This window comes from Methylocucumis oryzae (assembly GCF_000963695.1).
In the GTDB taxonomy this organism is placed as follows: domain Bacteria; phylum Pseudomonadota; class Gammaproteobacteria; order Methylococcales; family Methylomonadaceae; genus Methylovulum; species Methylovulum oryzae.
Genome location: NZ_LAJX01000057.1, coordinates 1 through 19,462, shown reverse-complemented (window position 1 = coordinate 19,462; position 19,462 = coordinate 1). Strand labels below are relative to the sequence as shown.

Genomic DNA, 19,462 nt, shown 5'->3' with positions numbered 1-19,462 from the left:
ATGGCAAAATTACGCTGCTTTTCGGCCAATCTACTGCGCTGGTCAGGCGCGAAGAATTTTTCAGCAAAAAATCGAGGAATTTGTTGATTTACCTGAAACACTCATTTCAACACTTAAGCAAGTTAATTTTTTATGAGAAAGCCATGCCGCGAATGCTTGGCAACACTATGGTATAATGCCGCCAAGCAGTTGAATTCATATTATTTTCCGTCGCCTCAAGGAACGTTTTTACGTTTCAATCCACACCCAACACCATCCGTCGAGTGACCATTCACCGACGGATAGAGGTCGGTGGATTGTCCCTCCCTGTAAATGGGGAGGGCAGCGAAGGATAATGAGACTCGCGTATCGTTGTCAAAATATAAAAATCCCCCTGAAGGGGGAGGTTTCAGACCAGCAAGGAAATCTGATGAAATTTTTAATCAACCGAGAAGAAATCTTATCTCCGTTACAGCAAATTGTCGGTGTTATTGAAAGACGGCAAACCATGCCTATTTTGGCTAATGTGTTAATTGTCGTCGAGGACAACACCCTTGTGTTAACCGGTACGGATTTAGAGATTCAAATTATTGCTAAGATACCACTTAAATCATCTGCAACCTCGGGCGCAATTACCGTTCCTGCCAAAAAACTGTTGGATATTTGCCGTTTATTAACCGCAGGCTCTGAGATTAAATTTGAAGTGCAACAAAACAAAGTCAAAATACTGGCTAATCGTAGCCGGTTTTCACTAAGCAGTTTACCGGCAAAAAATTACCCTGAGTTTGCCGAATCTCAATACGAGCATGAGTTTGAAATAAATGCTGGTACATTTAAAAAAGGCTTAGATAAAACTATTTTCTGCATGGCTAATCAAGATGTGCGCTATTACTTAAACGGCACATTTTTAAATATTTCAAATGACTTGATTAAGCTGGTTGCCTCTGATGGACATAGGCTCGCCGTCTTTGAAGACCACATACACAGCCCTACCGGTATTGAAGCAAGAATTATTTTGCCAAGAAAAGGTGTGATTGAGTTAAATCGAATTTTGGATGACCCTGAGCAAGTCTTAAACATTAAATTCTCCAGCAATCATATTCGTGTGGCTTATGCCAATTTGATTTTTTCCGCTAAGCTGGTGGATTCTAAATATCCTGATTTTAATAAAGTCTTTAATCAAGAATTTCTTGAGCCTATCGTCATACAAAAACAACTGCTTAAAGAGGCTTTAACTCGGGTTGCCGTTTTAGCCAACGAAAAGTATAAAGGTATTACTTTAGATATTGATAACAGCTTGAAAATCAGCACGCATAACCCTGAGCATGAAGAAGCTGAAGAAGAGCTATCGATTGAATACTCAGGCAATGCTTTATCTATTTCATTTAATGTGCAATACATTTTAGATGCGATAGCCAATATTGATACTGAGCAGGCGGTATTAAATATTGCGCAAAACTTAAGCAGTTGCATTATCGTAGAACCCGGCCAACCGGCTTATAAATTTATCGTTATGCCGATGAAGTTATAAAGCAATGAGTTTAATCAAGCTCGATATTCATCATGTTAGAAATATTCAACATATAACGCTGACGCCTTGTCCCGGTATTAATATTATCTTAGGTGAAAATGCGAGCGGAAAAAGCTCATTATTAGAAGCCATTTTTATTTTAGGCCGGGCAAAATCGTTTCGTACGCCTTCGATTAAATCGGTTATTCAACAACAACACAGTCAGCTCATCGTGACGGGGCAAACCCAGCAACCCGATGGTCGAATACAGCATATAGGCATTCAGCTAGATGGCAAAGCCATTGAAATTCGGATTAATCAACAATCCGGGCAAACGCGTTCCGATTTAGCCTACGCTTTACCCTTACAATTTATCCAACCTAAAAGCTACGAATTACTCGATGGCAGCGCCAAATTTCGGCGCGAATTTTTAGACTGGGGCGTGTTTAATGATACGCCCCGGTTTTTACCTGCTTGGCGCAATTATAAAAAAGCCTTAATGCAACGTAACTTTTTGCTAAAAACCAAAACGTATCGAGCAATTAGCGGTATGGAATAAGGAACTGATTAGCTACGGTCAATTAGTCAATCAATATCGCATGGAATATTTGGCAAAATTCATCCCGGCATTCAACAGTATTATTCATTGTTTTGTTGAGCTTACCTCATTAAATATCGGTTTTTATAGTGGCTGGGACGCTGATAAATCCTTTGAACAAGTGCTAACTGACGATTTAGAAAAAGATTTACGTTACGGTCATACCCATAGTGGCCCGCATCGCGCTGATTTAATCGTAACGATAAATAATACCTTAGCCAAAGATTTTGTCTCCCGAGGACAATTAAAGCTGCTGGTTTTAAGTTTAAAATTGACACAAATCCAGCTACTTGCTTCTGAGCATCATAATGCCGCTTGCATATTAATCGATGATTTTGCTGCCGAATTAGATGTTAACAATCGAGTAAAAGTCCTAAATTTTCTTTCTTCCCTCGCTTGTCAGGTGTTTGTGACGGCTACGGATATAGCGGATTTCGGCACATTTAATCAACTTGAGCACTGCAAAATGTTCCACGTGGAACATGGTCAGCTCAAGGCGATAAATTAAAAAAGGTTTCACGTGGAACATATTACAAGAGAAAAAACAAATGAGTGAAAAAGACAACCAGTACGACAGTTCAAGTATTCAAGTTTTGAAAGGGTTAGACGCCGTAAGAAAAACGCCCTGGTATGTATATAGGCGATACTGATGATGGCTCGGGCTTACATCACATGGTGTTTGAGGTCGTTGATAACTCGATTGACGAAGCATTAGCAGGTTATTGCAGCGAAGTTAAAGTCATTATTCATACGAATGGCTCGGTCACCGTTGCTGATGATGGTCGCGGTATTCCGGTCGATATTCATGAGGAAGAAGGCCGTTCCGCTGCTGAAGTGATTATGACGGTATTACATGCCGGCGGAAAGTTCGATGATAATGCGTATAAGGTATCGGGTGGTTTGCATGGTGTTGGTGTCTCTGTGGTTAACGCGCTGTCAGAAGAGTTAAATTTAGAAATTAAAAAGAATGGCCAACTTTATAAACAAAAATATCTATTAGGTGAGCCGGTTGCACCTTTAGCCGCCGTAGGTGAAGCAAGCGGTAGTGGTACGTTAATTAATTTTAGGCCAAGCTCGAATACCTTTAGTGATGTAGAATTTCATTATGAAATACTTGCTAAGCGTTTGCGTGAGTTATCGTTCTTGAATTCAGGTGTCAGAATCAGCTTAGAAGACGAAAGAATCGATAAAAAAGACGTGTTTGAATTTGAGGGTGGTATTAGTGCGTTTGTCGAGCATTTGAATAAGAATAAACAGCCACTATTCCCAGAAGTGTTTTATTTTAAAACCGAAAAAGAAGGCGTGACGGTAGAAGTCGCCATGCAATGGAATGATTCGTACCAAGAAAATGTGTTTTGTTACACCAATAATATTCCGCAACGGGATGGTGGCAGTCATTTAGCGGGTTTTAGAGGTGCTTTAACACGTACCGTTAATAATTACATTGAGTCTAGTGGTTTAGCAAAAAAAGAAAAAGTGGCCACTACCGGCGATGATGCTAGAGAAGGCTTAACCGCTGTCTTATCGGTTAAAGTGCCTGACCCAAAATTTTCATCACAGACCAAAGATAAATTAGTATCATCCGAGGTAAAGCCTATCGTTGAGTCGGCGATGAATGAAAAACTGCAAGAGTTCTTATTGGAAAAACCGCAAATTGCGAAAACTATTGCTGGCAAGATTATCGATGCGGCTAGGGCTAGGGAAGCCGCGCGCAAAGCCCGTGAAATGACGCGCAGGAAAACCACATTAGATATTGCCGGTTTGCCAGGCAAACTCGCCGATTGCCAAGAAAAAGACCCGGCATTATCAGAATTATTTTTAGTGGAAGGTGATTCAGCGGGTGGTTCCGCTAAGCAAGGTCGAGATAGAAAAACCCAAGCCATTTTGCCATTAAAAGGTAAAATTCTAAATGTGGAAAAAGCCCGTTTTGACAAAATGCTATCGTCAGAAGAAGTTGGAACCTTAATTACCGCTTTAGGCTGTGGCATAGGCAAAGACGAATACAACATCGAAAAACTGCGTTATCACCGCATTATTATCATGACCGATGCTGATGTAGACGGCTCGCATATACGAACGTTATTACTGACCTTCTTTTACCGGCAATTACCCGAAATAGTTGAGAAAGGTTATATTTATATTGCGCAACCACCGCTTTATAAAGTGAAAAAAGGTAAACAAGAACATTATGTCAAAGATGATATAGGTTTAAATGAATATTTAATTCAAATGGCCTTAGATAAAGCCTTGTTATTTACCGATGAAAATACCCCGCCGATACAAGGCCCTGGCTTAGAAAAACTCGCTAAAGAATACACTAAAGTCAAAGTGATTAACGAGCGCTTACATAGACGTTATGATGAAGAGGTGTTAGAGCAATTAACCTTAACACCGGTATTAACCGATACTATCAAGCAAGATATTGAGTTATTAACCGCTTGGCTTAATCACTTTAGCCAATTGCTTAATACCCGATTTAAAGCTGGGTTTTATGAAGTACAGTTGGACTATCAACATAGTAATGAATTTTCGCTTACCATTACTAAAACGCTTGCACAGCGTAGAAAAAATCATCGTCATACCTTCAGGTTTTTTTAACAGTAGCGACTATAAACAAATTGCCTACTATGTCGAACAAACTTTAGACATGTTTAGTGAACAGGCTTATATTCAAATGGGCGAAAAACAACAGCCTATCAGTAATTTTACCGAAGCGTTTTGACTGGATGATGAAAGAAACTAAGAAAGGCCAACACATTCAGCGCTACAAAGGTTTAGGTGAAATGAATCCTGAGCAATTATGGGAAACTACGTTAGATGCTAATAATCGACGCTTACTGCAAGTGAAAATTGAAGACGCAATTGCCGCAGATGAAATTTTTACTACCCTAATGGGCGATGTCGTTGAGCCTAGACGCGACTTTATTGTCAAAAACGCCTTAGATGTAACCAACCTGGATGTCTAATTATGCTGACTTACCCTACGATTGACCCGGTCGCACTCGCTATTGGTCCGTTAAAAATTCATTGGTATGGACTCATGTACTTAATCGGCTTTGTCGCCGTTTTTGTGCTAGGCCGAAAAAGCGCCCAACAAGCTTGGTCGCCTATTAAGCCAGAGGCTATAGAAGATATGGTGACTGTAGGTGCTTTAGGGGTCATTTTAGGTGGCAGAATCGGTTATATCTTGTTTTATAAGTTTACCGACTTTATCCACGACCCTCTGATGCTGTTGAAAATCTGGGAAGGTGGTATGTCGTTTCATGGCGGCATGTTAGGTGTATTTATCGCGATGTGGTTATTTGGCAAAAAACACGGCTGTAGCGTATTGCAACTCACCGATATTATTGCGCCATTAGCGCCTATTGGTTTAGGGGCGGGTAGGATAGGCAATTTTATAAACGCAGAATTATGGGGGCGGCCTACCGATGTGCCATGGGCGATGATATTTCCTACAGGCGGCCCTGAGCCAAGACACCCATCACAGCTTTACGAAGCCGTGTTAGAAGGATTAGTCTTATTCCTCATTATGCAATGGTATGCCAGGAAACAACGCCCGGTTATGGCCGTCACTGCGTTAGCCGTTTTGCTATACGGTTGTTTTCGTTTTTTTGTAGAGTTCTTTCGTATGCCCGACGCGCATTTAGGCTTTATCGCGTTAGATTGGCTAACAATGGGGCAATTATTATCGTTACCGATGATTCTTATCGGCGGCTTCATGCTGGTTTGGGCTTATCGCCAAGCCCATAACGCTTAAATCTTACACCAGGATTATTTCTCATGAATCACACAACACGCAGCACACTATGTGCATTGATATTCGTGACAGGTTATAGCTTAACCACACCTAGCCTAGCCGCCGATACTACGGATGCGTTCCAAGGCCTTTGGGTAGGCACAGACCCTAGTGATGGCGGTTTGCAAACCTGGTCAATTGCGGTTAACGATGAAGGGGGCTATCAAGTACGACTTAGCGATACCTATTTAAGAGCGTGTGCCGGTAATCGTGGCACCGTGCAAGGTACCGGCAATATTGACAGTAATGGCTACTTAGTTGCAGATTTAATCATTCAATGCTTGGTTAATCCCACTAATGAAACGTATATGGCGCCGATTGAGCTTAGTTTTACCTTTAAGCCACATAAGAATGGCTATTTAGAGGGTAGTACCACATCGAGTGTCACACAATTGCCCACCACGTTATTTAAAACTGGCACGGTTTCTTCAGAACTTGAAGGTGTCTGGTCAGGTACCGATCCAGATGACGGTGGTTTACAAACCTGGAGCATTGTGCGCAAAGGCAAACACTATCAGGTTCGGGTTAGTGACACGTATTTAAGAACATGCAATGGTAATCGTGGCAGCGTATTAGGCCAAGGCACATCAGATGACAGCGCTCAACTAAACGCACAAGTCAATGTGCAATGCTATAGCAACCCAACGAATGAAACCTATCAAAAACCGGTGACACTCAATTTTAACTTTACCTGGCATAAGCAAGGTTATTTAGAAGCCAGCACTCATTCAGGTGTAACTCAACACAAAACTACGTTGTTTAAAATAGCTAGTAGGACTAGCTTCTAAACACAGCTTTCTTATATTAAACAAGACATGTGAAAACACATTATGGTTTCCTGATTCACAATTGATGAAACAATCGTTAACGAGTTACCTGCCAAAAGAAAAAACGTTAATGTAAAACCAACAAACAACAGTAACAGCGCCAAGCTTTTAAATCCAAGCAATGATGGACAAAATCTGGCAACCAGGTAAAATTGCCCACCAAAATTGACTTTAATCCCAGTGAAACAATATCTTGATGGCAACAATAACCGTATTGAATGGACCGAACTTAAACTTGCTAGGGCTACGCGAACCCAATCACTACGGTAATAAAACCTTGGCCGATATTCAAACATTATTGGAAAACCAAGCCCAGCACTTGCAACATAAATTATCTTTCTATCAACGCAATGCCGAGCATGAACTTGTTGAGTTAATTCACCAAGCTTATTTCGAAAAGACCGATTTTATCATTATCAATCCTGCAGCATTTACCCATACCAGTATTGCGCTGCGCGATGCCTTATCAGCGACAAAAATTCCATTTATTGAAGTTCATTTATCGAATGTGTATGCGCGTGAACCCTTTAGAAAACAGTCTTATTTCTCAGATATTGCCCAAGGCGTTATTTGCGGATTAGGCGCAACCGGATACGAATTGGCTTTATTAGCCGCCCATCAGATTTTAGCCGAGAGACACTAAACCCATGGAAATTAGAAAAATAAAAAAACTAATAGAACTCATTGAAGCATCAGGCATTGCCGAGTTAGAAATTAAAGAAGGCGAAGAAAGCGTTCGTATTAGCCGTTATTCCAGTTCAGCCCCAGCCGCACCGGTTTATATGCCAGCACCGGCAGCACCCGCGATGGTTTCGGTTAGTTCGTTAACGCTGTCAGATGCTGGCGAAGAACCTGTTATTACCGGCCATATTGTAAAATCCCCAATGGTCGGAACGTTTTACCGCTCTGCTTCACCGGGTTCTAAATCATTTGTTGAAATAGGCCAAAGCGTACAAGCGGGCGATACCTTGTGTATTATTGAAGCAATGAAAATCTTAAACCAAATCGAAGCCGATAAGTCGGGTGTGATTAAACAAATTCTGGTTGAAAACGCTGAACCTGTCGAATACGGTCAGTCTTTATTCGTGATTGAATAATCCTACGAGGTAGTCATGTTCGACAAAATACTCATTGCCAATCGCGGCGAAATTGCACTACGCATATTGCGTGCGTGCAGAGAATTAGGTGTTAAAGTCGTTGCGGTGCATTCTGAAGCCGATAGGGATTTAAAACATGTACGCTTAGCTGATGAATCGGTATGCATAGGCCCCGCTGCATCAGTGGATAGTTACCTTAATATCCCTGCTATTATCAGCGCAGCCGAAGTCACCGATGCTGAGGCCATTCATCCAGGTTACGGATTTTTATCGGAAAATGCTGATTTTGCTGAAAAAGTCAAACAAAGTGGCTTTGTATTTATAGGTCCTAATGCTGACACAATACGCATGATGGGCGATAAAATTTCCGCTAAAAATGCCATGATAGCCGCAGGTATCCCTTGCGTACCTGGCGATAATGACCCCTTAACCGACGATAATAAAAAGAATTTAAAGCTAGCTCAAAAAATAGGCTATCCAGTCATTATTAAAGCCGCTGGCGGCGGTGGCGGTCGAGGTATGCGCACGGTACATACTGAAGCAGCATTGCTTAATGCCATTACCATGACTAAAGCAGAAGCCGCTACTGCGTTTGGTAATCCAACGGTTTATATGGAGAAGTTCTTAGAAGACCCGCGTCATATTGAAATTCAAGTCATGGCGGATGGGCATGGCAACGCGATTCATTTAGGCGAGCGCGATTGCTCTATGCAGCGTCGGCATCAAAAAGTCGTTGAAGAAGCACCCGCACCCGGTATTACTGAAGAGCAGCGTCGCTATATTGGTGAGCGCTGCGCAAAAGCCTGTATAGAAATTGGCTATCTTGGTGCAGGTACCTTTGAGTTTTTATACGAAAAAGGTGAGTTTTATTTCATTGAAATGAATACCCGCGTACAAGTTGAACATCCTGTCACTGAGATGGTGACTGGCTTTGATATTGTTAAAGAACAATTACGCGTGGCATCGGGTGAAAAGTTATCGATTACTCAGGAGCAAGTCGTCATAAAAGGCCATGCTATAGAATGCCGTTTAAATGCCGAAGATCCACGCACATTTATGCCGTGTCCAGGTGTCATCGAGCAATTCCACATGCCAGGTGGCCCAGGCATACGTTGTGAGACTCATATTTATAACGGTTATAAAGTCCCGCCTTATTATGACTCTATGATAGGTAAACTGATTGCTCATGGTGAAACACGCGCAAGCGCGATTGCCAGAATGAATACCGCGTTAAATGAAATTATTATCGACGGCATTAAAACCAATATCCCTTTACAGCAAGATATTATGAACGACAGCGCATTTGCGGCTGGTGGTCAAAATATCCACTACTTAGAAAAGAAATTAGGCATTTACTAATTCTTAAGCGCCGGTTTACCGGCGCCCCTTTTTATTTTGCTACTCTGTTTACACATGCCTTGGCAACAAATTTCAGTGACCACAGAAGAACGGTTGGCGTCAGATTTATCGGAGCTATTCAGCGAATTAGGCGCGCTATCAGTCACTTATATGGATGCAGAAGACCAACCTATCTATGAGCCTGATGTAGGTGAAATCAGAATTTGGCATAACACTCAAGTCATTGCTCTTTACGAAGCTGATGTTGATGTAGTCGCGATTAAAAGTGCTGTACAGCGCCGTTTTGCGGCTGAGGCTTTATCAGCTTGGCACATTGAAGACATTGAAGACCAAGCGTGGGAGCGGGCATGGATGCAGTATTATCAACCCATGAAGTTTGGTGCAACGCTATGGGTTTGCCCTACAGGCCAGGAATATCAAGAACCTGGTACCGTGTGTTTAACTATGGATCCAGGCTTAGCGTTTGGCACCGGAACCCATCCTACGACAGCTCTATGCTTAGAATGGCTAGCGGAGCATGAGCTAACTGATAAAACAGTGATTGATTACGGCTGTGGCTCAGGTATTCTCGCCGTTGCTGCAATATTATTAGGTGCAAAGCACGCTTATGCACTAGATATAGATCCACAAGCGTTAACCGCAAGCGCGGATAATGCCTTGAAAAATAACGTACAAAACCACATAACCTGTGTTTCTCCTGGGCAGCTAAACGACATCACAGCCGATGTTGTTATCGCCAATATTCTCGCTAAACCCCTGATTGAGTTATCAGAAACCATATTGAGTTTACTGAAACCGGGTGGCGATTTAGTTTTATCGGGAATTCTCAATGAACAAAACGATAAGGTTAAAGCTGCGTATTGTGAGGTAATACATTTTAATCCCGTGACCAGCCAAGAAGATTGGATACGTTTAGATGGGGTTAAACAAAGCCATCATGTACACCCGTTGCCCTAATTGCCGCCAGCCACAAACGGTTAGCGCCGAGCAATTAAGTCAAACTCGGGCTTTACTGTATTGTCGACACTGTGAAATTAAATTCGATGCATTAGAGTTGCTTTCAGAAACACCCGATGATGCAGCAAGGCTAAACTGGTTAAAAGCAGAAAACACAGACTTACCTTGGGAAAAGCCGACACAACCCTATTGGTTAATCGGTGTGTTTATTGCTTCTGCTTTATTAATTGCGCAAGGTCTTTATTTTGAATCGGCTAGGCTTACACAAAATAGTTATATTCGGCCTAGCTTAGAATGGGTATGCACACGGCTAAACTGTATATTACCCCGTTATAACAATACGGCTGAATTCGTCGTGAATTCTGAGTTTACCGAAGCAGGCGAACATTTTTTATTGACCGTACAACTCAGTAATAATGCCGGTTTTGCGCAAGACTATCCGTTATTAAAACTCAGATTTATGGACTACAACGGCAACCCATTTGCACAACGACTACTGTCTGTTCACGACTATGCACCGAATGCGGCCACAACGGTGTTAACGCCTGGTGCGTCTGTTGTCTTATCACTTGCAATTGCCCGCCCTGCTAATAAAGTGGGCGGCTATACCCTGGATATTCAAAGTTAATGGCTTACCCTGAACTTTTTCTAAAGAAAAACGAAGACTTACGCATACGCAAAGGGCATTGCTGGGTTTTCAGTAATGAAATCGATACCCGTAAATCACCTATTGCTGATTTAGCCCCTGGTGAATTAGTACAACTTTTAAGCGCGGATGGAAAATCCTTAGGCACGGCTTATGCTCACCCTCATGCGTTAATTGCGGCCCGCTTATTAAGTCGTAAGCCCGCATTAAAAATGTGGCTTAAATTTTTTTAAAGAACGCATTCATACTGCATCAATATTACGTGACACCTTATTTGATAAACCGTGCTACCGTCTTGTTTACGGTGAAAGCGACGGATTGCCTGGGTTAGTCATAGATAGGTTTGGTTCGGTGTTTAGCGTACAAATCACAACCGCTGGTATGGAAGTCCGTAAGGATTTGATTTTAAATGCACTTATTGAGCTATTTGCACCTACCGCTGTGATGTTTAAAAACGATAACGGACAGCGCGAATTAGAGCAATTAAGCTTAGTATCCGAATTAGCTTATGGTGTCATACCTAACCCGCTACTGATTGAAGAAAATAATGCCACGTTTGAAATTGATATAGCCGGAGGACAAAAAACCGGTTGGTTTTATGACCATCGTTCAAGTAGACAACTAGCTGCAAGTTTTTCCAACGGTTTAAAAGTATTAGACTTATTTTGTTATACCGGCGCTTGGAGTATTCCGGCCGCAAAAGCCGGTGCCGCGCATGTCATCGCGGTCGATGCGTCCGCTGATGCACTTGCACTGGCAGAAGCTAATGCTGAGCGCAATCATGTTGCCCATAATACCCAATTCATTCGTAGCGATGTCTTTGACTATTTAAAACAAGCGCGCTTAGACAATGAATTATTTGACGTTATCATTGTAGACCCGCCCGCATTAATTAAGCGTAAGAAAGATTTTAAAGCAGGCTATGAAGCGTATCGACGCTTGAATCAACAAGCGTTGCAAGTCTTATCAAAAAACGGTGTGTTAATCTCCGCATCGTGTTCATTTCACTTGAGCCGTGATAATTTGCATGAGATATTACGTGCCTCCAGTCGGCATATAGACCGACACTTAGCCTTTTTCGCCAGTACCGGACAAGGCATGGATCATCCTATTGATCCAGCTGTTCCGGAAACAGAGTATTTAAAAACCTTTTTTTGCCGCGTTACCTCAAGCTTTTAAAGACAATGAGCAAGGTTTATGGTCACAAACGAATCTTTAGACAACTGTGCATTATGCGGTCAGACAGTCGAAATAAAAGGTTTTTCGCTGACTACGTTAGACGGCGAAGTTAAATTTTGCTGTGGCGGTTGCCTAAGTATTTATCAATTACTGCATACTGAGCAAGAACAGAACACTCAAATAACCACAACCAATAACAACGAGGAAAAATAAGAATGAAAGCCTGTGAATCCTGCTCACGTGTCGAAATCGGCAAAAATCATGAAGATGTGCCGTTTTGGTTAAGAATGGTCGGTATGGTATTGATTTATATCCCCCTATTAACATTACCGTTTGTCATACTCAGCGCCTATCTTACCTATTGGCACTTACGCTTTGTTGGGGCAAAAAATCTAAAAACGTGGAAAGATTACATACCTGACAGAAAAAGCTACCGTTACACTTACCAAACCCAAATCACCATGACACCTACCTTTGTCGGTTGTATCTCTAAATACAAAATTGTTTTGGTATGCTAACTGCAGTTGGTATTGCCCCTATAGCGTAGCATTATTCCAATGGCACACTTACTTAGTAAAACTGGTTGAAAACTGGTGGTGCCCTTTTCATCACGAGAAAAAACCTGAATATTCTGACGCACCTATCGATCAATCGTTTTGGCACATTTACCCAGCAGATATTGGTAAATTAACCGATGAGGACCGTTATAATCCAACCTGGAACGAAGACGTCGCTAATAAGCAAGACAAATAATTAACAGCTCGTTCCTACGCCTAGAGCAGCGTGGGAACGAGCAAACGGTTATAACAACCGTGCGATAGAAAATTGCTTGGCTTCGGGCAACCCCTGGCAAATTTGAATGGCCTTATGGAAATACTCATCAGCAGCAATAGGTCCAGATAGCTCACATAATACGGTGTAAACTAGGTGAACTAACGAGTGATAACAATCCTCAGGCAGTGTTTCTAGCCAATCGAACTCATTGGGAGTGTTTTTCCAAGCGTTGAGAATAGTTGAATCGCAATGGTCTTCTTCGTCCGCCATCTCAATAAGAATAGTGAAAAACTCACTAGGCTCCGATACAGCATTTACGATTAACGTCAAAAATTTAGCCAATACCACATAGTAAGCTGGTTTAGTGTCTGGCGTTGCTAAGGTTTCTGCAACAGCCTTATGCTTAGCATTAGGCGTTGTTTCAAGGGTAGAATTTTGAATAAGTGTAAGTGGGTCTATAGTCAATACGGATTCTTGTTCCATTAATTGATGGAACTGTCCATAAATTGTTTTTTTTATTAAGGCATCGATAGCAAATTCAGAACATATTTTGCTGATATAAGCAATCATATTACTAATGCTATCTTGTTGATAATGTTGTTCTAATATTTTAATGGACTCAATTAATTGAGCCTGGTCTAAATACGGTTCAAAACAAATCCACGCAACTTGTCGGCGCCGTTTTCTCATATCTAAGCTCATAACACCTCCTCTTTAAGACTCAGAATCCAAGCGCTTCTGGAATTCAGGGTAACCGATTTCAAAATGCTCAGTGTAATCCAACCCTCGTTGTTGATGCAGTGTCGATGCTTTAATGCCTATAGTTTTATCAAGCAACTTAAAAAATATAAAAGCCAGAGGAAACGCCCAGACAAAGGCCATGATTACGCCAAGCGCTTGCACTGCTAAACCATGCCAGCTAAAACCTGATTTAATAAACACCGCCACCGCAAGCGTACCCCAAATTCCCGCAGCGCCATGCACGGCAAAAGCACCCACGACATCGTCAAGTTGATATTTATCGAGTAAGCGTACCGTGAGCAGATAAAAAATAGCTCCAATAAAACCAATCATAATCGCTGATGATGGCGTGATGTAAGCGGCACTGGCCGTCACACTGACCAATCCAGCCAAGCTACCGTTTACCGTTGCCGACATTAAAACCGGCTCTTTACGCCAGTACATATAACACAATGCGCTAACACCGCCCGCACAACCACCTAAGTGTGTGTTTAGTAAAACTAATCCAACGTTATCTTTTTCAAAACTGCTAATACTGCCGCCGTTAAAGCCAAACCAACCAATCCACAGAATAAAACCGCCTAAAGCCACATAAGGTAAGTTATGACCTGGAATATCACGTGACTCACCGCTTCTGGAATACCTTCCTAAACGTGGGCCTAAGACGATAACACCGGCGAGTCCACACCACGCGCCTATAGAATGAACCACGGTAGAGCCGGCAAAATCAATAAAACCTAAACCGGCTAACCAACCGTGCTCATTCCAAACCCAACTACCGTAAATGGGATAAATGACACCGGTTACTATACCACTAAATATCATATACGCTGGAAAATGCATACGCTCAGCAACTGCACCGCTAACTATGGTAGCGGCAGCACCGGCAAACATCATTTGATAAGCGAGTTTAATCGCTTCCGCCATAGTAAAAGACTCGGGCGCGAATTGGCTGGTCCCAAACCAACCCGTGTGATTCATGCCAAACATCACACCATAACCAAAGCCCCAAAAAATTAACCCACCTAAACACATATCCATATAGTTTTTCATTAAAACATTAATCGCATTTTTTAGCTCTGGCTGCACCTGATTCTAAAAAGGCGAAGCCTGCCTGCATAAAAAAAAACCAACGCCGTACACATGGCTATCCAAATTAACTGTAATTCACTCATAGTGCTCTCAAAATCAACAAAGAAGACTTGTTACACAGCAAATAATCAGCCAACTCTTTTTGATAACGTACATAACAAGTTGATAACGATATATCGGCTTATTTTTAGAGTTACTAATAAAAACAAAACCTTAAAAAAAAAGTGCCACTGATTAAATTATCGCGTGCTCAATAATAATTGAAAAGTTTTAAGCACTTTATTGGTGCAAAAACAAAAGTAAATGAATCGTAATGCTCAACAATGGACTCTCAGCTATTGACTATGATTGGCTAGCTATTACTGCATGATAGAGTGGAAAAGATAGGTTGCCTCTTGACAAAAAGTTACATTGATATTTTAATTAACATCGTTAACTTTATTTATGGTGTTATATGGGTATAACTGAACGACGCGAGCGGGAGCGCCTAAACATCCGCAATAAAATCTTAGATGCTGCACGCGAATTATTTGCTGTCGATGGTTATGACGCGGTAACGATGCGCCGTATTGCTGATGCCATTGATTATTCACCCACGACGATTTACCTGTATTTTAAAGATAAAGATGCGCTGATTCGTGAGTTATGTCGGATAGATGGTGCGTCGCTCGCAGAAGCTTTTCAAAAAGTGGCTGCTGAAGCAAATCCATTGCAACGGCTACGCGCTATAGCAAAGATTTATGTCGATTTTGGCATTCAACACCCTAACCATTACCGGTTATTGTTTATGACGACTCGGCTGAACGAGGCCGAATATTTACCAGAAATGGGCCATGGCAATCCAGAAACCGATGGTTACGAATTATTGCTAAACACGTTTAATCAAGCCATTGCTCAGCAGTTGTTATTGCCCCATTTAGTCGATGCGCATTTGCTAGCGCAAGCGTTTTGGGCAAGCGTACATGGCATTGTCGCGATTCATTTAACAATTTATGGCGACCCATGGGTGGAGTGGCGTAGCTCAGAAGCCATTACAGAACTGACTATTGATACATTGCTGCGAGGGGTAACACGATGACTTATCGAAATAAAACGTTAATACCACATCGATTTATTCAGCTTATGCTGTTAATAATGCTCGACACTGGGTTATCGGCGTGTACTGAATCAAAGCCTAATTTAGCTCAACCGCGTCCCATTAAAACGGTCACCGTGCATTATGAAACCTTAACAAGCACTAACCGTTATTCAGGCGAAGTGCGTCCACGCGTTGAAACACCTTTGGCATTTCAAGTAGGCGGTAAATTAGCTAAACGTTTTCGTCGATATAGGCTCATCTATTAAACGCGGCCAATTGCTAGCGACGCTGGATCAAACCGATCTGCGCTTAGACGAAACGGGCTCAGAGGCGCAATTAGCCGCTGCTCAAGCTGAATTAGCGCAAGCGCGCAAAGACTTAAATCATTTGGTTAAGCTATACGAACAACAATTAGCCAGCCAAGCTGCGGTTGATAAACGTCAAGACCAAGTGCGCACGGCAGAAGCGCATGTCGCAGCGGCACGTGCAAGCCAAGGCAGTTATGCGCGTAAATCAGCCTATACCGAATTAACCGCCGACTATGATGGCGTGATTACATCTGTTGAAGCCGAGCCAGGTCAAATCGTCGCGCCCGGCCAAACTATAGTTAAGCTCGCACAGCCGCAACAACAAGACGTCGTGATTAGCGTACCGGAAAACCGCTTACGCGATGTGCAAACCGCTTCGGTCATTAATGTCAACTTATGGGCAAAACCTCAACACTTTTATCAAGCTAAAATCCGAGAACTATCACCAGGTGTTGATGAGGTGTTGCGTACCTTCACCGTTAAGGTGGCGATTTTAGATGCCGATGCCGATGTCGATATGGGTATGACGGCAACGGTTCATGTACAAAAAAATCAACTAAATCCCATCGCGAAACTGCCACTAACAGCCCTTACCCAGGTAAATGGTCAGCCGTCAGTTTGGGTTTTTAATGCAGTTAACGCCACCGTAGAACCGCGTAGCATCACATTGGAGCGCTATGATAATGAGTACGTTAATGTTTTATCAGGTGTTAACGAAGGCGAGCTTATTGTTAGCGCAGGTGTGCATAAGCTTATGCCTGGGCAAACTGTGCGGTTATTGGGAGATAAACCATGAGCGGGATTAACTTATCGGATTGGGCATTACGCCACCAATCATTTGTTGCTTATTTAATGGGTGTCAGTTTATTAGCAGGAGCCTTAGCGTATTTTCAATTAGGCCGGGCAGAAGACCCTGAATTTACGATAAAAACCATGATTGTCAGTGCTGAATGGCCGGGAGCAACCGCACAAGAAATGGAGCAGCAAGTCACGGATAGATTGGAAAAAAAATTACAAGAAACGCCTTGGTTGGATTTTGTTCAAAGCTACTCAGAATCCGGCCATTGTTTGATTTTTGTTAATCTCAAAGACTATGCGCCTAATTCAGCCGTACCTGATGCCTGGTATCAAGTCAGAAAAAAATTAAGTGATATTTCACACACTTTGCCACAAGGCGTGCGTGGCCCATTTTTTAATGATGAATTCGGCGATACCTACGGCACCATTTATGCGTTTACCGCCGACGGGTTTAGTCATGCCGAGTTAAAAGATGCCGTCGATGATGTCAGGCAAGAATTACTGCGTATTCCCAATGTCGCAAAAGTCGATTTAATCGGCGTGCAACAAGAAAAAATTTACGTTGAAATCTCGCATCGTAAATTGGCTAATTTAGGTATTGACCCCATGATAATGGTGCAAACCTTACGCCAGCAAAACGATATGAATCCCGCAGGCAGTATCGATACGGCAAGCGATAAAATTTATTTACGTGTGAGCGGCGATTTAAAATCCGTAGAAGCCATTCGTGAGATAGGTATTGAAGCGAATGGACGCCAATTCCGTTTAGGCGATATTGCTAGAATTTATCGCGGTTATGCTGAACCTATGACGCAAAAGTTCCGCTATCAAGGACAAGATGCGATAGGCCTTGCGGTCTCTATGACTAAAGGCGGCGATATTTTAGCGTTAGGAGAGCAACTATCAGCAGAAATTCAACGCTTATCCGCTAATTTTCCTGTAGGCATAGACGTCCATCAAGTCTCTGACCAACCACGCGTCGTCATGCATTCAGTCAATGAATTCATGAAAAGCTTAGGCGAAGCTATCGTTATTGTTTTGGCAGTGAGTTTTTTATCGTTAGGCTGGCGCACTGGACTGGTCGTCGCGTTGTCGATTCCCTTAGTACTGGCCTTAACGTTTTTAATCATGAAATTGTTAGGCATTGATTTACAACGTATTTCATTGGGCGCACTCATTATTGCCCTAGGGCTACTCGTTGACGATGCTATTATTTCGGTTGAAATGATGGTGGTTAAAATGGAGCAAGGCTGGGATAGAGTTAAAGCTGCGACGTTTTGCGTATACCTCAACCGCTTTTCCTATGTTAACGGGCACCTTAGTCACCGTTGCCGCCTTCACGCCGGTTGGTTTTGCTAAATCATCCGCCGGTGAATATTGTTTTAGTATTTTCGCTGTAGTGGGGATTGCGTTATTAGTGTCTTGGCTAGTCGCGGTTATTTTTACTCCCTATATTGGCTACTTGATATTGCCTAACCAAGCGGGTAAAGCCGTACATAATGAAGCTGAAATCTATCATCGCGGTATTTATCCGTATTTTAGACGCCTGTTGTTGAGTTGTTTACGGCATAAACGCTTGATATTAGCGTCGACAGCATTAATTTTTGCGCTGGCCATAACGGCATTCCGCCATGTCGAGCAACAATTTTTTCCGTTTGCCGATAGACCTGAAGTGTTAATTGATTTATGGCTACCGCAAGGGGCATCCATTTTAGCGACCGAGCAGCAAACGCGTAAAGCGGAAGCGCTATTACAAAACGACGCTGACATTGTTAATTATGTCAGCTATGTAGCGCTGGCTCACCCCGGTTTTATCTGCCTCTCGATCAACAGTTAGATCACAATAATTTCACCCAAATCGTTGTATTAACAAAAGACTTAGCTGCTCGCGAACGCTTAATCACACGGCTACGCCAAGCGTTTGACAATGATTTCACGTTATTGCGAGCGCGCTTAAATCGATTAGAAAATGGGCCGCCGGTAGGTTTTCCTGTGCAATTTCGTGTTTCAGGCCGAGATGTAACACAAACCCGGCAAATCGCTGAAGCCGTGGCCGACATTATGCGTAAAAATCCGCACACTTTAGATGTGCAATTGGATTGGAGCGAGCCGAGTAAAGCGGTGCATTTGGACGTTGACCAAGATAAAGCCCGGATACTTGGAGTGAGTTCGCAAGATATTTCATTTGTGTTGAACACTATGTTATCAGGGCTTGCGATAACTGATTATCGTGAAGATAACAAATTAATTGAAGTGTTAGGCCGTAGCGAAGCGAGCGAGCGTAATAATCCGGCATTAATCGAAGAAATTCATGTGCAAACGCGTAATGGCAAAGCGGTGCCGCTGAGTCAAATTGTCAAGGTCAACTATGGCTTTGAAGACGGTATTATTTGGCGGCGCGACCGTTTTCCAACCTTTACCGTGCGCAGTGATATTCGCGACGCTACGCAAGCGCCCGAGGTCGCAGCTCAAATTGAGCCTTTATTAGAGCCATTACGCGCTACATTACCTGATGGTTATCGCATTGAAATCGGTGGCGCAGTCGAAAGCAGCCAAAAAGCGCAAGCCTCAATTAATGCCGTTATGCCGTTAATGCTGTTTAGTTTAGTGACGTTATTAATGGTGCAACTGCAAAGCCTTAAGCGCACCACCATGGTCTTAATGACGGCACCGCTAGGTATGATTGGCGTAACTGCATTTTTTATTGTTGTTTCATGTGCCAT

The 19,462-nt window shown here is 42.5% G+C and carries 21 protein-coding genes and 2 pseudogenes; 21 read left to right on the top strand and 2 right to left on the bottom strand.

Going from position 1 to position 19,462, the window contains the following annotated elements; genetic code table 11:
• Positions 1 to 409: 409 nt before the first annotated feature.
• The 15 genes and pseudogenes from dnaN to VZ94_RS31745 all read left to right on the top strand — a co-directional run bounded on the left by dnaN (position 410) and on the right by VZ94_RS31745 (position 12,701).
• Positions 410 to 1,510: a DNA polymerase III subunit beta gene (dnaN, locus tag VZ94_RS06720; protein ID WP_045778648.1), complete on the top strand. Its 1,101-nt coding sequence runs from the start codon at positions 410 to 412 to the stop codon at positions 1,508 to 1,510.
• A gap of 4 nt (positions 1,511 to 1,514) precedes the next feature.
• Positions 1,515 to 2,048, top strand: a complete 534-nt coding sequence (locus VZ94_RS31765; protein ID WP_338040281.1) for an AAA family ATPase — start codon at positions 1,515 to 1,517, stop codon at positions 2,046 to 2,048.
• 40 nt (positions 2,049 to 2,088) lie between these two features.
• A complete protein-coding gene (locus VZ94_RS31760; RefSeq protein WP_338040280.1) occupies positions 2,089 to 2,595 on the top strand; it encodes a DNA replication/repair protein RecF in 507 nt (168 codons plus the stop codon).
• 40 nt (positions 2,596 to 2,635) lie between these two features.
• Positions 2,636 to 5,053, top strand: a pseudogene (gene gyrB / locus VZ94_RS06710) (DNA topoisomerase (ATP-hydrolyzing) subunit B).
• Positions 5,054 to 5,055: 2 nt separating this feature from the next.
• Positions 5,056 to 5,844, top strand: coding sequence for a prolipoprotein diacylglyceryl transferase (gene lgt, locus VZ94_RS06700; RefSeq protein ID WP_045778646.1), 789 nt, complete (start codon positions 5,056 to 5,058; stop codon positions 5,842 to 5,844).
• Between the two features lie 23 nt (positions 5,845 to 5,867).
• On the top strand, positions 5,868 to 6,671 hold the full coding sequence (locus VZ94_RS06695) for a hypothetical protein (protein ID WP_045778645.1): 804 nt from the start codon (positions 5,868 to 5,870) through the stop codon (positions 6,669 to 6,671).
• 235 nt (positions 6,672 to 6,906) lie between these two features.
• Complete coding sequence (gene aroQ / locus VZ94_RS06690; RefSeq protein ID WP_045778644.1) at positions 6,907 to 7,353, top strand: type II 3-dehydroquinate dehydratase; 447 nt, start codon at positions 6,907 to 6,909, stop codon at positions 7,351 to 7,353.
• A 4-nt stretch (positions 7,354 to 7,357) separates the two neighbouring features.
• Positions 7,358 to 7,807: an acetyl-CoA carboxylase biotin carboxyl carrier protein gene (accB, locus tag VZ94_RS06685; RefSeq protein ID WP_045778643.1), complete on the top strand. Its 450-nt coding sequence runs from the start codon at positions 7,358 to 7,360 to the stop codon at positions 7,805 to 7,807.
• A gap of 15 nt (positions 7,808 to 7,822) precedes the next feature.
• The gene (accC, locus tag VZ94_RS06680; protein WP_045778642.1) at positions 7,823 to 9,166 is read left to right on the top strand and encodes an acetyl-CoA carboxylase biotin carboxylase subunit; all 1,344 of its coding nucleotides are present in this window, start codon (positions 7,823 to 7,825) and stop codon (positions 9,164 to 9,166) included.
• Between the two features lie 54 nt (positions 9,167 to 9,220).
• Positions 9,221 to 10,123 carry a 50S ribosomal protein L11 methyltransferase gene (gene prmA, locus VZ94_RS06675; protein ID WP_045778641.1) on the top strand — a complete coding sequence of 301 codons (903 nt, stop codon included), beginning with the start codon at positions 9,221 to 9,223 and terminating at the stop codon, positions 10,121 to 10,123.
• Positions 10,104 to 10,751 (top strand): zinc-ribbon and DUF3426 domain-containing protein, encoded by a 648-nt coding sequence (locus VZ94_RS06670; RefSeq protein ID WP_052700278.1) that lies wholly within the window; start codon positions 10,104 to 10,106, stop codon positions 10,749 to 10,751. Before prmA ends, VZ94_RS06670 begins: the two co-directional genes overlap by 20 nt.
• A pseudogene (locus VZ94_RS06665) lies at positions 10,751 to 11,948 on the top strand (class I SAM-dependent rRNA methyltransferase). The gene VZ94_RS06670 and the pseudogene VZ94_RS06665 overlap by 1 nt, the downstream one beginning before the upstream one ends.
• An 18-nt stretch (positions 11,949 to 11,966) precedes the next feature.
• A complete protein-coding gene (locus VZ94_RS06660; RefSeq protein WP_045778640.1) occupies positions 11,967 to 12,161 on the top strand; it encodes a hypothetical protein in 195 nt (64 codons plus the stop codon).
• A gap of 2 nt (positions 12,162 to 12,163) precedes the next feature.
• A complete protein-coding gene (locus VZ94_RS31750; protein WP_338040277.1) occupies positions 12,164 to 12,466 on the top strand; it encodes a hypothetical protein in 303 nt (100 codons plus the stop codon).
• On the top strand, positions 12,450 to 12,701 hold the full coding sequence (locus VZ94_RS31745) for a hypothetical protein (RefSeq protein ID WP_338040276.1): 252 nt from the start codon (positions 12,450 to 12,452) through the stop codon (positions 12,699 to 12,701). Before VZ94_RS31750 ends, VZ94_RS31745 begins: the two co-directional genes overlap by 17 nt.
• Before the next feature lie 48 nt (positions 12,702 to 12,749).
• Here VZ94_RS31745 and VZ94_RS06650 read toward each other — a convergent pair whose 3' ends face one another.
• Together VZ94_RS06650 and VZ94_RS06645 are read right to left on the bottom strand one after the other, a co-directional pair.
• The gene (locus VZ94_RS06650; protein ID WP_045778639.1) at positions 12,750 to 13,424 is read right to left on the bottom strand and encodes a hypothetical protein; all 675 of its coding nucleotides are present in this window, start codon (positions 13,422 to 13,424) and stop codon (positions 12,750 to 12,752) included.
• A 12-nt stretch (positions 13,425 to 13,436) separates the two neighbouring features.
• Positions 13,437 to 14,552, bottom strand: coding sequence for an ammonium transporter (locus VZ94_RS06645; RefSeq protein WP_204369067.1), 1,116 nt, complete (start codon positions 14,550 to 14,552; stop codon positions 13,437 to 13,439).
• Positions 14,553 to 15,009: 457 nt separating this feature from the next.
• Here VZ94_RS06645 and VZ94_RS06640 point away from each other — a divergent pair, with 457 nt between their 5' ends.
• From VZ94_RS06640 to VZ94_RS30335, 6 genes are all read left to right on the top strand, one after another.
• Positions 15,010 to 15,633 (top strand): TetR/AcrR family transcriptional regulator, encoded by a 624-nt coding sequence (locus VZ94_RS06640; protein WP_045778638.1) that lies wholly within the window; start codon positions 15,010 to 15,012, stop codon positions 15,631 to 15,633.
• Positions 15,630 to 15,899: an efflux RND transporter periplasmic adaptor subunit gene (locus VZ94_RS22360; RefSeq protein WP_052700277.1), complete on the top strand. Its 270-nt coding sequence runs from the start codon at positions 15,630 to 15,632 to the stop codon at positions 15,897 to 15,899. Before VZ94_RS06640 ends, VZ94_RS22360 begins: the two co-directional genes overlap by 4 nt.
• Positions 15,900 to 15,909: 10 nt before the next feature.
• On the top strand, positions 15,910 to 16,737 hold the full coding sequence (locus tag VZ94_RS06635) for an efflux RND transporter periplasmic adaptor subunit (RefSeq protein ID WP_052700276.1): 828 nt from the start codon (positions 15,910 to 15,912) through the stop codon (positions 16,735 to 16,737).
• The gene (locus tag VZ94_RS30345; protein WP_052700275.1) at positions 16,734 to 18,098 is read left to right on the top strand and encodes an efflux RND transporter permease subunit; all 1,365 of its coding nucleotides are present in this window, start codon (positions 16,734 to 16,736) and stop codon (positions 18,096 to 18,098) included. Before VZ94_RS06635 ends, VZ94_RS30345 begins: the two co-directional genes overlap by 4 nt.
• Entirely contained in the window at positions 18,043 to 18,576 is a 534-nt protein-coding gene (locus tag VZ94_RS30340; RefSeq protein ID WP_052700274.1) for an efflux RND transporter permease subunit, read from the top strand. Before VZ94_RS30345 ends, VZ94_RS30340 begins: the two co-directional genes overlap by 56 nt.
• A 104-nt stretch (positions 18,577 to 18,680) precedes the next feature.
• The coding region (locus VZ94_RS30335) for an efflux RND transporter permease subunit (protein ID WP_131655484.1) at positions 18,681 to 19,462 on the top strand (782 nt) is incomplete at its 3' end.